General features: G+C 41.3%; 7 protein-coding genes, 2 tRNA genes and 2 rRNA genes. All 11 read right to left on the bottom strand.

Annotation, left to right across the window (positions count from 1 at the left end):
* Nucleotides 1-2,928: ribosomal RNA gene (locus MHI04_RS00055) — 23S ribosomal RNA — on the bottom strand.
* 214 nt (nucleotides 2,929-3,142) lie between these two features.
* Nucleotides 3,143-3,218, bottom strand: a tRNA-Ala gene (locus MHI04_RS00050).
* 12 nt (nucleotides 3,219-3,230) lie between these two features.
* Nucleotides 3,231-3,307, bottom strand: a tRNA-Ile gene (locus MHI04_RS00045).
* 94 nt (nucleotides 3,308-3,401) lie between these two features.
* Nucleotides 3,402-4,953: ribosomal RNA gene (locus MHI04_RS00040) — 16S ribosomal RNA — on the bottom strand.
* Together the 16S and 23S rRNA genes with 2 tRNA genes alongside form the textbook arrangement of a ribosomal RNA operon.
* Before the next feature lie 430 nt (nucleotides 4,954-5,383).
* Nucleotides 5,384-6,466 (bottom strand): HD-GYP domain-containing protein, encoded by a 1,083-nt coding sequence (locus MHI04_RS00035; protein WP_036119578.1) that lies wholly within the window; start codon nucleotides 6,464-6,466, stop codon nucleotides 5,384-5,386.
* Nucleotides 6,467-6,608: 142 nt separating this feature from the next.
* Nucleotides 6,609-9,077, bottom strand: a complete 2,469-nt coding sequence (gene gyrA, locus MHI04_RS00030) for a DNA gyrase subunit A (RefSeq protein WP_342535227.1) — start codon at nucleotides 9,075-9,077, stop codon at nucleotides 6,609-6,611.
* Nucleotides 9,078-9,102: 25 nt separating this feature from the next.
* Nucleotides 9,103-11,037, bottom strand: a complete 1,935-nt coding sequence (gene gyrB / locus MHI04_RS00025) for a DNA topoisomerase (ATP-hydrolyzing) subunit B (protein WP_051891598.1) — start codon at nucleotides 11,035-11,037, stop codon at nucleotides 9,103-9,105.
* Nucleotides 11,038-11,129: 92 nt separating this feature from the next.
* Entirely contained in the window at nucleotides 11,130-12,245 is a 1,116-nt protein-coding gene (gene recF / locus MHI04_RS00020) for a DNA replication/repair protein RecF (protein ID WP_036119574.1), read from the bottom strand.
* Nucleotides 12,246-12,248: 3 nt separating this feature from the next.
* Complete coding sequence (gene yaaA, locus MHI04_RS00015) at nucleotides 12,249-12,473, bottom strand: S4 domain-containing protein YaaA (protein WP_036119572.1); 225 nt, start codon at nucleotides 12,471-12,473, stop codon at nucleotides 12,249-12,251.
* Nucleotides 12,474-12,584: 111 nt separating this feature from the next.
* Nucleotides 12,585-13,721, bottom strand: coding sequence for a DNA polymerase III subunit beta (gene dnaN / locus MHI04_RS00010; RefSeq protein WP_036119570.1), 1,137 nt, complete (start codon nucleotides 13,719-13,721; stop codon nucleotides 12,585-12,587).
* Between the two features lie 169 nt (nucleotides 13,722-13,890).
* Nucleotides 13,891-15,240 carry a chromosomal replication initiator protein DnaA gene (gene dnaA / locus MHI04_RS00005; protein WP_036119568.1) on the bottom strand — a complete coding sequence of 450 codons (1,350 nt, stop codon included), beginning with the start codon at nucleotides 15,238-15,240 and terminating at the stop codon, nucleotides 13,891-13,893.

Raw genomic sequence — 15,240 nt, 5'->3', positions numbered from 1 at the left:
TTGGTTAAGTCCTCGATCGATTAGTATTCGTCAGCTCCATGTGTCACCACACTTCCACCTCGAACCTATCTACCTCATCGTCTTTGAGGGATCTTACTTACTTGCGTAATGGGAAATCTCATCTTGAGGGGGGCTTCATGCTTAGATGCTTTCAGCACTTATCCCGTCCACACATAGCTACCCAGCGATGCCTTTGGCAAGACAACTGGTACACCAGCGGTGTGTCCATCCCGGTCCTCTCGTACTAAGGACAGCTCCTCTCAAATTTCCTACGCCCACGACGGATAGGGACCGAACTGTCTCACGACGTTCTGAACCCAGCTCGCGTACCGCTTTAATGGGCGAACAGCCCAACCCTTGGGACCGACTACAGCCCCAGGATGCGATGAGCCGACATCGAGGTGCCAAACCTCCCCGTCGATGTGGACTCTTGGGGGAGATAAGCCTGTTATCCCCGGGGTAGCTTTTATCCGTTGAGCGATGGCCCTTCCATGCGGAACCACCGGATCACTAAGCCCGTCTTTCGACCCTGCTCGACTTGTAGGTCTCGCAGTCAAGCTCCCTTGTGCCTTTACACTCTACGAATGATTTCCAACCATTCTGAGGGAACCTTTGGGCGCCTCCGTTACCTTTTAGGAGGCGACCGCCCCAGTCAAACTGTCCGCCTGACACTGTCTCCTGCCCCGCTAAGGGGCATGGGTTAGAATTTCAATACAACCAGGGTAGTATCCCACCGACGCCTCCTTCGAAGCTGGCGCTCCGAGATCTCTGGCTCCTACCTATCCTGTACAAGTTGTACCAAAATTCAATATCAGGCTACAGTAAAGCTCCACGGGGTCTTTCCGTCCTGTCGCGGGTAACCTGCATCTTCACAGGTACTATAATTTCACCGAGTCTCTCGTTGAGACAGTGCCCAGATCGTTACGCCTTTCGTGCGGGTCGGAACTTACCCGACAAGGAATTTCGCTACCTTAGGACCGTTATAGTTACGGCCGCCGTTTACTGGGGCTTCAATTCGCAGCTTCGCTTGCGCTAACCACTCCTCTTAACCTTCCAGCACCGGGCAGGCGTCAGCCCCTATACGTCACCTTACGGTTTTGCAGAGACCTGTGTTTTTGCTAAACAGTCGCCTGGGCCTATTCACTGCGGCTCTCATGCGCTTGCACGCTCAAGAGCACCCCTTCTCCCGAAGTTACGGGGTCATTTTGCCGAGTTCCTTAACGAGAGTTCTCTCGCACACCTTAGGATTCTCTCCTCGACTACCTGTGTCGGTTTGCGGTACGGGCACCTCTCACCTCGATAGAGGCTTTTCTTGGCAGTGTGAAATCAGGAACTTCGTCCATACGGACTCGCCATCACAGCTCAACGTTACAGTGTGCGGATTTGCCTACACACACGCCTTACTGCTTGGACGCGCATAACCAACAGCGCGCTTACCCTATCCTACTGCGTCCCCCCATTTCTCAAACGGTGAGGAGGTGGTACAGGAATATCAACCTGTTGTCCATCGCCTACGCCTATCGGCCTCGGCTTAGGTCCCGACTAACCCTGAGCGGACGAGCCTTCCTCAGGAAACCTTAGTCATACGGTGGACGGGATTCTCACCCGTCTTTCGCTACTCATACCGGCATTCTCACTTCTAAGCGCTCCACCAGTCCTTCCGGTCTGACTTCAACGCACTTAGAACGCTCTCCTACCACTGACATCGTAGATGTCAATCCACAGCTTCGGTGAATCGTTTAGCCCCGATACATTTTCGGCGCAGCGTCACTCGACCAGTGAGCTATTACGCACTCTTTAAATGATGGCTGCTTCTAAGCCAACATCCTGGTTGTCTGTGCAACGCCACATCCTTTTCCACTTAACGATTACTTTGGGACCTTAGCTGGTGGTCTGGGCTGTTTCCCTTTTGACTACGGATCTTATCACTCGCAGTCTGACTCCCGTGTATAAATATCTGGCATTCGGAGTTTGTCTGAATTCGGTAAACCGGGATGGCCCCCTAGTCCAAACAGTGCTCTACCTCCAGTATTCTCATCACGAGGCTAGCCCTAAAGCTATTTCGGAGAGAACCAGCTATCTCCAAGTTCGATTGGAATTTCTCCGCTACCCACACCTCATCCCCGCACTTTTCAACGTGCGTGGGTTCGGGCCTCCAGTAAGTGTTACCTTACCTTCACCCTGGACATGGGTAGATCACCTGGTTTCGGGTCTACGACCACGTACTATTTCGCCCTATTCAGACTCGCTTTCGCTGCGGCTCCGCCTTCTAAAGCTTAACCTCGCACGTAATCGTAACTCGCCGGTTCATTCTACAAAAGGCACGCTATCACCCATTAACGGGCTCTAACTACTTGTAGGCACACGGTTTCAGGATCTCTTTCACTCCCCTTCCGGGGTGCTTTTCACCTTTCCCTCACGGTACTGGTTCACTATCGGTCACTAGGTAGTATTTAGCCTTGGGAGATGGTCCTCCCGGATTCCGACGGAATTTCACGTGTTCCGCCGTACTCAGGATCCACTCAGGAGAGAACGAACTTTCGACTACAGGGCTTTTACCTGCTCTGGCGGACCTTTCCAAGTCGCTTCATCTAACTCGCTCTTTTGTAACTCCGTATTGAGTGTCCTACAACCCCAAGAGGCAAGCCTCTTGGTTTGGGCTCTTCCCGTTTCGCTCGCCGCTACTCAGGGAATCGATTTTTCTTTCTCTTCCTCCAGGTACTTAGATGTTTCAGTTCCCTGGGTCTGCCTTCAAGACGCTATGTATTCACGTCAAGATACTACGCGATTAAACGTAGTGGGTTCCCCCATTCGGAAATCTCCGGATCAAAGCTCACTTACAGCTCCCCGAAGCATATCGGTGTTAGTGCCGTCCTTCTTCGGCTCCTAGTGCCAAGGCATTCGCCGTGCGCCCTTAATAACTTAACCTAACGGCTTTCAATACACATCACATTTCGTTGTCAGCGTCACTCGTTCAATCAATCACGTACTCAAGTACGCTCCTTCATTCACTCGATTGCTTCCTAGAACTGCTCATGTCTTGAAACCTTCTAATGTTATTAAGCCTATAAAAAAACTTAAAAAATAAATGTGTTTGTTACAATTTCAATGTCGTTTTATCCAGTTTTCAAAGAACAAAGATTGGTGGAGCCTAGCGGGATCGAACCGCTGACCTCCTGCGTGCAAGGCAGGCGCTCTCCCAGCTGAGCTAAGGCCCCAAGAGGTATATATGGTGGGCCTAAATGGACTCGAACCATCGACCTCACGCTTATCAGGCGTGCGCTCTAACCAGCTGAGCTATAGGCCCTCTTGGAAGTTTTATATTATTTAATAAACCTTCAAAACTGAACGCAAAACGTAATCTTACAAACCCTAGGTTTGTATTCCGAAATAATCCTTAGAAAGGAGGTGATCCAGCCGCACCTTCCGATACGGCTACCTTGTTACGACTTCACCCCAATCATCTATCCCACCTTCGGCGGCTGGCTCCAAAAGGTTACCTCACCGACTTCGGGTGTTACAAACTCTCGTGGTGTGACGGGCGGTGTGTACAAGGCCCGGGAACGTATTCACCGCGGCATGCTGATCCGCGATTACTAGCGATTCCGGCTTCATGTAGGCGAGTTGCAGCCTACAATCCGAACTGAGAACGACTTTATCGGATTAGCTCCCTCTCGCGAGTTGGCAACCGTTTGTATCGTCCATTGTAGCACGTGTGTAGCCCAGGTCATAAGGGGCATGATGATTTGACGTCATCCCCACCTTCCTCCGGTTTGTCACCGGCAGTCACCTTAGAGTGCCCAACTAAATGATGGCAACTAAGATCAAGGGTTGCGCTCGTTGCGGGACTTAACCCAACATCTCACGACACGAGCTGACGACAACCATGCACCACCTGTCACCGTTGCCCCCGAAGGGGAAACTATATCTCTACAGTGGTCAACGGGATGTCAAGACCTGGTAAGGTTCTTCGCGTTGCTTCGAATTAAACCACATGCTCCACCGCTTGTGCGGGCCCCCGTCAATTCCTTTGAGTTTCAGTCTTGCGACCGTACTCCCCAGGCGGAGTGCTTAATGCGTTAGCTGCAGCACTAAGGGGCGGAAACCCCCTAACACTTAGCACTCATCGTTTACGGCGTGGACTACCAGGGTATCTAATCCTGTTTGCTCCCCACGCTTTCGCGCCTCAGTGTCAGTTACAGACCAGATAGTCGCCTTCGCCACTGGTGTTCCTCCAAATCTCTACGCATTTCACCGCTACACTTGGAATTCCACTATCCTCTTCTGCACTCAAGTCTCCCAGTTTCCAATGACCCTCCACGGTTGAGCCGTGGGCTTTCACATCAGACTTAAGAAACCACCTGCGCGCGCTTTACGCCCAATAATTCCGGACAACGCTTGCCACCTACGTATTACCGCGGCTGCTGGCACGTAGTTAGCCGTGGCTTTCTAATAAGGTACCGTCAAGGTACAGCCAGTTACTACTGTACTTGTTCTTCCCTTACAACAGAGTTTTACGAACCGAAATCCTTCTTCACTCACGCGGCGTTGCTCCATCAGGCTTTCGCCCATTGTGGAAGATTCCCTACTGCTGCCTCCCGTAGGAGTCTGGGCCGTGTCTCAGTCCCAGTGTGGCCGATCACCCTCTCAGGTCGGCTACGCATCGTCGCCTTGGTGAGCCGTTACCTCACCAACTAGCTAATGCGCCGCGGGCCCATCCTATAGCGACAGCCGAAACCGTCTTTCAGTATTTCACCATGAGGTGAAACAGATTATTCGGTATTAGCCCCGGTTTCCCGGAGTTATCCCAAACTATAGGGTAGGTTGCCCACGTGTTACTCACCCGTCCGCCGCTAACGTCGAAGGAGCAAGCTCCTTCTCTGTTCGCTCGACTTGCATGTATTAGGCACGCCGCCAGCGTTCGTCCTGAGCCAGGATCAAACTCTCCATAAAAGAAATTTGAATAGCTCAAATTGTTTTGCTGGCATCATTTTGATGTCCAAAATTTTGTTTTGTTCACTAACCGAAGTTAGTTACTGAAAACTTTATTGATTACGTTTTGCTTGTTCAGTTTTCAAGGTTCATGTTCATTATTTCACTGTCACCTCTTGGCGACTCATTTATAATATCAAGATTCTAAAACTATGTCAACACTTTCTCCGAAAATATTTAAATGCAATATAATTAAATGCGTTTAAACACCATCATAGCAAATAAGACTACTACCTAATGGATTAATATTGTCTGTTATTTTATAGAAATATACTATCCAGACACTTAGTAAAGAAGATGCAAACTATACTCAACATGGACACATACTTTACTAATGGCATTAAGGGTCAAAAAATGGCAAGCCATAATATATGGTTTGCCCTAATACTTTTTAAAGACTTGTTATAATTCGTGAAATATAAAAACTACGATTTTTTCCTAAATCAAAAATTTCTCCTGAATGGATTAATTTAATGAGTGGACGTGTTGGTGCAAATTTATTTACAAACATTACTTCACCACGTTCCAAATTAGACAGTTCAACAATTGTACCTATAGGAAGATCTGCAACAATATCGATTAAAGCACGTACTACTTTAATATCGAACTTCCCAAACTCAGATTCATTAATCATTTCTATAACTTTAAATGAAGATTGTTTTGATCTATATACTCGTTCACATGTCATAGCATGAAAGACATCTGCCACAGCTATAATTTGAGCAAAAATTGAGATATTAGCGATCTTTTCACCTTTCGGATAGCCGCTTCCATTTAAACGTTCATGGTGTTGGAAAATTGCCTCTTTCATTGTCTCCTTTAAAATCGTTAAATCTTTTACCATATTATAGCTATAAATTGGATGTTTATAAATTTCATCATACTCTTGCTCTGTTAAAGGTGTCTTCTTATCTCTAATACGTGGGTGTACTTTAGCCATACCACAATCAGCTAATAAACCACCTATTGCAACTTGAATGGTAATCCCTCTATCATAACCAAGCTTTTGAGCAATCACTGCGGAAATCAAACCAGTTGCAACACAATGGTGATACAAGTAGTCTTTCGCATTAGAATACTCATTTAAATCGAATATAATTGTACGATCATCTAGGACCATCTCTACTAGAGGTAAAATAATTGTCCTTGCCTTGGCAATATCTACTTTTGCTCCGGCTTCCCAATTTTTAAATTCTTTTTTGAATTGTTCAACAGAATTATTATAGACTTTTCTAAAAGTCGGTATTTCTTCTATCACAACCTCAACATCATTTTCTTTCTTCTCTACTCGAGTATCGTTTTCATTTTTATAAACGGGGACGTTGAAAATATTAAACGCATGAAATACTTGCAAATGTACGTAGGAAATCATCGTATCTTTAAAAATGATTGGATACTGTGTATTAGCAAAAATATCTTCAGAAATTACTTTACCAACGCCTAACTCTGAAATCGGAACATATATAGTTTCCACGAAATGAACACCTCTCCACTGTTTCTTGCTTCAAATAAGGTATCTTCATTTTATCATGGAATTCTAAATAATTACTTATTTTTCATTATTTACGTAAAAAAAACCGATGAACGACATGTAATTCTGTCGTCATCGGTTGAAATTATTCCTCTATTTCATCTTCTTCGTCTTCTGGAGACTCTTCAGCTTTTTCAACTTTAGCTACAGTCGCAACTAATTCGTCGTCTCCTAATCGAATTAAACGAACTCCTTGTGTACTACGTCCAATTAATGAAATATCATTGATATCCATACGGATCAACATACCGTTGATTGTAATAAGCATGAGATCTTCAGAACCATCAACTGTTTTCACAGCTACCATAGGTCCATTTTTATCTGTAATCTGGATGGTTTTCAGACCTACACCACCGCGACTTTGTAAACGATATTCATCTTCAGAAGTACGTTTACCGTAACCTTTTTCAGTAACTACTAAAATTTCTTGCCCTGGTTCAACAATCTCCATGCCTACTACTTCGTCACCATCACGTAGCTTAATGCCTCGCACTCCACCAGCTGTACGACCCATAGAACGAATGTCATCTTCTTGGAAACGAACGAGCATACCATCGCGTGTACCAATAATCACTTGCTTATCTCCATCTGTTAGACGTACAGAAATAAGATCATCATCTTCTCGTAAGCTAATAGCTATTAAACCATTTGTTCGAATGTTAGCAAATTGTGAGACAGGTGTACGTTTCGTAATACCTGTTTTCGTCGTAAAGATAAAGTAAGCATCTTCATCAAACGATCCAACGCGAATCATGGCTGTTACTTTTTCACCTTTATCTATGTTGAGTAGGTTTACAATTGGTAATCCTTTAGCGGTACGACCGAACTCTGGAATTTCATATCCTTTTGCTCTAAATACTTTACCTTTGGTCGTAAAGAATAAAATTGTATCATGGGTAGAGGTATTCATTAGATGCTCTACAAAATCATCTTCGTTTGTCCCCATTCCTTGTACACCACGACCACCACGCTTTTGACTACGATATGTATTCGCAGCTAAACGCTTGATATAGCCATTATGTGTTAAAGTAACAACTGAGTTTTCAACAGGAATTAAATCCTCATCCTCAATCATTTCTAGACCACCAGATGTAATCTCAGTACGGCGTATATCATTAAAACGTTCTTTCACCTCTAAAATTTCAGTACGAATAATATCCACAATTTTTTCTTCATCCGCTAAAATTGCTTTTAAATCCGCAATAAGAATTTGAAGCTCTTGGTATTCTGCTTCAATTTTTTCACGTTCTAATCCACTTAAGCGAACTAAACGCATATCTAAAATAGCTTGAGCCTGGCGCTCTGATAAGCTAAAACGCTCCATTAATTGCGGCTTTGCTTCTTCGCCGCTACGCGAACCACGAATGATGGAAATTATTTCATCAATATGATCGAGTGCAATTCGTAAGCCTTCTAAAATATGAGCACGATCTTCAGCCTTTCGAAGTTCGAATTCTGTACGACGACGAATAATTACCTTTTGGTGCTCTAAATAATGGTAAAGCATTTCTTTTAAGCCCAATACTTTTGGTTGACCATTTACTAATGACAGCATATTGATACCAAAGCTTGATTGCATAGCTGTTTGTTTATATAAATTATTTAAAACTACATTAGCGTTGGCATCTTTACGAACTTCAATGACTACTCGCATACCGCGACGGTCAGATTCATCACGTAAATTTGTAATACCATCTATTTTTTTATCACGTACAAGCTCTGCAATTTTTTCAATAAGCTTAGCCTTATTCACTTGGTAAGGTAATTCATGAATAAGAATGGTCTCCTTACCATTTGACTTTTGCTCAATTTCCACCTTCGCGCGAATAATGATGGAACCACGTCCAGTTTCATAAGCTCTGCGAATACCACTACGCCCTAAAATCAATCCTCCAGTAGGGAAATCAGGACCTGGAATAATATCCATTAACTCCTCAGTAGTAATGGCTGGATTTTCAGAAAGTGCTATAACAGCATCAATTGTTTCTCCTAACTGGTGAGGAGGAATATTCGTTGCCATACCAACGGCAATTCCCGCAGCACCGTTCACTAAAAGGTTTGGATAGCGACTTGGTAAAACAATTGGTTCTTTTTCTGATCCATCATAGTTATCAGTGTAGTCAATTGTATCTTTATTGATATCACGAAGCATTTCCATAGCTATTTTAGACATACGTGATTCTGTATAACGCATGGCTGCTGCTCCATCACCATCAACAGAGCCAAAGTTTCCGTGACCATCAACAAGCATATAACGATAACTAAAATCTTGCGCCATACGTACCATTGCATCATAAATGGATGAGTCACCATGTGGATGGTACTTACCCATTACATCCCCAACAATACGTGCTGATTTTTTGTAAGCTTTATCTGCGGTGTTACCTAATTCCTGCATCCCATATAAAATACGACGATGAACTGGTTTTAATCCATCACGTACATCAGGTAATGCACGCGATACAATTACACTCATTGCATAATCAAGAAAGGATGTTTCAATTTCTTCTGTGATATTAACTCCTTTAACACCGGAGCGTTCTTGTTCTGACAAAGTGTAGACCTCCTCTCAAGAAAAATTAGATATCTAAATTAGCGTATACGGCATTTTCCTCGATAAATTGACGACGAGGTTCAACTTCATCGCCCATTAAACGCTCAAATGCTTGGTTAGCTTTAATTGCATCATCTAATTCTACTTGTAATAATGTGCGGTACTCTGGATCCATTGTTGTTTCCCAAAGTTGCTCAGCGTTCATTTCACCAAGACCTTTATAACGCTGCACATTTGGTTTTGGCATTTTTGGTAGTCGTTCTATAATTTCTTTTAATGTTTCTTCATCGTAGCAGTACTCAATATGCTTACCTTGTTTCACTTGATAAAGTGGTGGCTGTGCAATATAAATATAGCCTGCTTCTATAAGTGGTCGAAGGAAACGGAAGAAGAATGTTAAAAGTAATGTACGAATATGTGCTCCATCGACATCGGCATCTGTCATGATAATGATTTTATGATAACGAGCTTTTTCTAAATTAAACTCTTCACCAATACCTGTGCCGAATGCTGTAATCATTGCACGAATTTCCGCATTCGATAAAATTTTATCTAGTCGGGCTTTCTCAACGTTAAGAATCTTACCACGTAAAGGCAAAATCGCTTGGAAGTGACGGTCACGTCCAGATTTAGCCGAACCGCCGGCTGAATCACCCTCAACAATATATATTTCACAATCAGCGGGGATAGTAGAAGAACAGTCAGCTAATTTACCCGGTAAGCTTGATACTTCAAGTGCATTTTTACGACGAGTAAATTCACGTGCCTTTTTCGCAGCTACACGTGCACGGGCAGCCATTAAACCTTTTTCTACAACCTTACGAGCAACAGTTGGATTTTCTAACATAAAACGTTCAAAGCCATCTGAGAATAATGAATTAGTAATTTGACTTACTTCTGAATTCCCTAGCTTTGTTTTCGTTTGTCCTTCAAATTGTGGATCTGGATGTTTAACAGAAACAATAGCTGTTAACCCTTCACGTACATCCTCGCCTGTAAGATTGGCATCAGATTCTTTAAGCAATCCATTTTTTCGAGCATAGTCGTTAATAACACGTGTAAGTGCTGTTTTAAAACCAGACTCATGTGTACCGCCTTCATACGTATTAATATTATTAGCAAATGAAAAAATATTAGAGGAGAATCCAGCATTGTATTGCATAGCAATTTCCACTGAGATGCCATCCTTCTCTCCAAGAACATCAATTGGATCATGGATTGGCTCTTTAGATTGGTTTAAATGCTCAACATAAGATCGAATACCACCTTCATAGTGATATGTAGTTGAACGAACCTCTTCTTCTCGTTCATCAGCAATCGTAATCTTAATACCACGATTTAAATAAGCCAATTCTCTAATACGATGAGCTAAAATATCATATTCATAAACAGTCGTTTCTTTAAAAATTTCTGGATCAGCTTTAAATCGCGTTGTTGTACCATTGTGGTTTGTTTCACCGATCACCATTAATTCTTGAACAGTTTTCCCACGTTCAAACTTAATTTCATGAATATGACCTTCACGATGAACCTGAACAATTGTTTCAACAGAAAGTGCATTCACCACTGATGCCCCAACTCCATGAAGACCACCAGAAACTTTATAGCCTCCACCGCCAAATTTACCACCAGCATGTAAAACCGTCATAATAACTTCAACAGCTGGCTTACCCATTTTTTCTTGAATGCTAACTGGAATACCTCGACCGTTATCTTCTACGCGAATCCAGTTCTCTTTTTCAATTGTTACTTGTATATCTGTACAAAATCCTGCAAGAGCTTCATCGATACTATTATCAACAATTTCCCATACTAAATGGTGAAGCCCTTTAGAACTTGTTGAACCGATATACATCCCTGGTCTTTTACGTACTGCCTCTAAACCTTCTAGTACCTGTATCTGATCGGCTTCATAAGCTTGGTTTTGTAAACCTTCGTTCTCTATAGCCACGGCTTTCATCTACTCCTTCATAACATCATTGTGTGTAAATGAATGAACAGTCAACCGAGCTGACTATTACCATTCTTTTGTAATCTAAAAAACTACCCTGGCTAACTTTTTTCAATCGCACCTTGTTTCACGTGGAACAGTTGAGCCTGTTCCATCGTTTCATGATGAATTCCATCCACACTTGTAGTTGTTACAAAGGTTTGGACTTCACCTTGAATGGTATTTAATAAATGCGATTGACGATAATCATCGAGTTCCGACAAAACATCATCTAAAAGTAGTATGGGTGTTTCTTTTGTTTCTTGTTTAATTAATTCAATTTCAGCAAGCTTTAAAGACAATGCAGTTGTACGTTGTTGTCCTTGAGAGCCATAAGTTTGAACATCATAGCCATTTACTAAAAACTGCAAATCATCACGGTGTGGGCCAACAAGTGTCACACCCCTGTCAAATTCACGTTCTCTCGCTTCAATCAATTTTTGATGTAAAGTATTTTCAATTTCACTGGTAGAGTGTTCTTTTTCAATACCAGCTACCGTACGATATTTTATAACCAGTGTTTCCTTACCTTGTGATATGCCTGCGTGTATAGGTTCAGCCCACTCCTGCAATAAATCCATAAATTGAAATCTTTTACGAATAATTTGGGTAGCTGCATGAATATATTGTTCATTGTAGACCTCATACATCACATCATTTGACATGGACTTGCCTTGATTCATCTTTAAGAAATGGTTACGTTGTTTTAAAACTTTTTGAAAGGTCAATAAATCATGTAAATAGACAGGCGAAATTTGCCCAATCTCCATATCAATAAAACGTCGGCGTATTTGAGGACTCCCCTTTACAACGTTCAAGTCTTCTGGCGCAAACATAACAACGTTCATTTGACCAATATAATGACTGAGGCGACTTTGCTCTATATGATTTATCTTGCCCTTTTTACCTTTCTTTGTAATCGTAAGTTCGATTGGTAAAATACCATGCCTTTTTTTAACGGCCCCTTCTATTTTACCATAGTCTGAATCCCAACGTATCAATTCTTTATCGTTCGTTGTTCGATGGGATTTAGCCATTGCTAAAACATAGATGGACTCCATAACATTTGTTTTTCCTTGAGCATTTTCACCAATAAAAACATTAATTTTTGGAGAAAAGTTTAAAGCTAAGGCATCATAGTTACGATAATTTGTAAGTTTTATTTGCTCAATATACATAATTTATTGTCCAGCTGGTCCTACGATTTGGAAGCGACCACATCCTGGAATATTTATAACGTCTCCGTCACGTAATTTTCGACCTCGACGATCGTCTACTTCTCCATTTACATATACAGCATTTTCTTGTAAAAACCACTTGGCCATGCCACCTGAACTAATGGCATCAGTGATTTTTAAAAGCTGCCCTAACGTGATGAACTCCTCATCAATTTTAATGTCCTGCATAGTGTGTTTCCCTCCGAATACAGACTGTCTATCTCTCTATCATACCTAAAATTACGCCATAAGTAAAAAAAGATAGTCACAATAGCGACTATCTTAGCAGTTATGAAATTCTTAATAAGTTCGTACAGGTAAAATCAATTGTAAAATAGCATCATCGTGAACGGAGCGTAAAATAAATGGTCTCATCGCTCCTGTAAATTGAATAACTACATCTTGGCCATCAATTGCTTTTAAAGCTTCCATCATATATTTTGCACTGAAGGAAATTTTCAAGCTTTCTCCTTCTAATGATTCAACAGGAATTTCTTCTTGCACTTTACCGATCTCAGGAGAATTAGAAGAAACTTCAACTGCTTGGTTATCTAATATTTCAAAACGTACAACATTGTTACGATCTCCTCGTGCAACAAGTGACGCACGATCGATAGCTTGTAATAAAGCTTTACCGTTAATCGTTACATTTGTTTGATATTCTTCAGGGATTAAACGCGTTGTATCTGGGTAATTGCCTTCCAGTAAACGAGAGAAGAATAATACATCACCAGTTTTAAATAATACTTGCTGGCTTGTAATAACAATTTGCACTAGATTTGTTGAATCTTCTAGTACTTTATTTAATTCATTTAAACTTTTCCCTGGAATAACTACGCTATGTTCAACTTCTGGCAAATTTTCCAATTGCACTTTACGTCTTGCTAATCGATGACTATCTGTTGCAACACAGATTAAAGTTTCGTTTTTGATCTGCCAGTTTACACCTGTCAACACTGGTCTACTTTCAGAAGTGGCAACAGCAAATACTGTTTCACGGATAATTGTTTTTAAAAGATCAGCGGGAATAGTAAATTTTTGATCTTCCGTTAATTCTGGTAATAATGGGTACTCTGCTGCATCAGAGCCAATTAGATGGAACTCAGATTTACCTGAACGAATATGCGTTTGGAAACCTGGTGTTACTTGGATTTCAACATCGTTTGTTGGTAATTTACGTACAATTTCATTAAACATACGTGCTTGTACAACAATAGATCCTGTTTCAGTAATGTGAATAATTTGTTGTCCATCTTCCTCTACTGGAATAAATGTTTGAATTGTAATATCAGCATCACTACCTGTTAAGCGGATACCTTCCTCTGTTACATCAATTTTAATCCCCGTTAAAATCGGAATAGTTGTTTTTGAACTTACTGCTTTCATGACATCATTTAAACCCTCTAATAAACGGTCACGTAAAATATCAAATTTCATTCTATTTCCCTCACATATTTATATTATTTATTTATATAAAATAAAAAGATATAGTAATAGGCCCTGTGGATTTGTGGATAAGTGTATTTTTATGAATAAAATCAGTCTATCCACATGTAGATAGACTGTGTATAAGTTTGTGTTTAAATAGTTGGTTTGTCCACAGTAATTACTTACCTAACATACTACGAATTTGTTTAACATCTTGTTGTAGTTGAACGTCATCTTTCAACATAGAAGATATTTTTTCGTGTGCATGGATGACAGTCGTATGATCACGACCACCAAATTCTTCGCCAATTTTCGGCAGCGAAAAATCTGTTAATTCGCGTGATAAATACATAGCGATTTGACGTGGGAAAGCAATTAATTTTGTACGTTTTTTGGCAGAGAAATCTTCTAAACGTATATTAAAATGTTCCCCTACTGCATTTTGAATATCTAGTATTGTCACTGCTCGCGGCTTTGAATTTGGGATTATATCTTTTAATGCCTCAGCTGCTAATGTTGCCGTAATATCTTTGTTCACCAGTGAAGAATAGGCGACGACGCGAATAAGCGCACCTTCAAGCTCCCTAATATTGGAGTCAATCTGGTTCGCAATATAAAGCATTACTTCATTTGGTACCTCTAGACCATCTGCTTTTGCTTTTTTGCGCAAGATAGCTATACGAGTTTCCAAATCAGGCGGCGCAATATCAGTTATTAACCCCCACTCAAAGCGTGAACGTAGACGATCTTCCAATGTTGGAATTTCCTTAGGAGGACGGTCACTGGATATAACAATTTGTTTTGATTCTTCATGTAAAGTATTAAAAGTGTGGAAAAATTCTTCTTGAGTTGATTCTTTTCCAGCAAGGAATTGAATATCATCAATTAGCAGTACATCCACGTTGCGGTACTTATTGCGAAAATCAAGTGCTTTGTTATCACGAATAGAGTTAATAAATTCATTTGTAAATTTCTCGGATGATAAGTAGACTACTTTTGCATTTGGATTATGTTCTAAAACATAATGGCCAATCGCATGCATTAAGTGTGTTTTACCTAGCCCAACTCCCCCATAAATAAAGAAAGGATTATATGCCTTTGCAGGGGCTTCAGCGACAGCTAACGAGGCAGCGTGTGCAAAGCGGTTACCAGAGCCAATAACAAACGTATCAAAAGTATATTTCGGATTTAACATACCTGGTGAAATATCATGGTGATCGTTATTTTTCGCTTGGATAATCGGCGCCGGCAAATCGAAATCGTCCGAATCCTGGTTTTTTTGAACAACAAATTTAATAAGCAAGTCTTCGCCTGTAAGCTCCGTTAATATACCTGTAATCAAATGAATATAATGATTCTCAAGCCAGTCTCGAGCAAACGAATTAGGCGCAGCTATTGTCACAGTGGAACCACTACCATTATAAGATAGTAGTTTTGTAGACTTTAGCCACGTTTCGAAGCTTGGTTTAGAAATTTTTTGTTCAACTTGAGCCAGGACATTATTCCATAGTTCTTCTAAATGTTCCAA

The sequence above is a fragment of the Lysinibacillus sp. FSL K6-1151 genome, assembly GCF_038630755.1.
GTDB lineage: Bacteria > Bacillota > Bacilli > Bacillales_A > Planococcaceae > Lysinibacillus > Lysinibacillus fusiformis_D.
The sequence above is the reverse complement of the archived record's forward strand: the minus strand, read 5'-3'. Positions and strand labels throughout refer to the sequence as shown.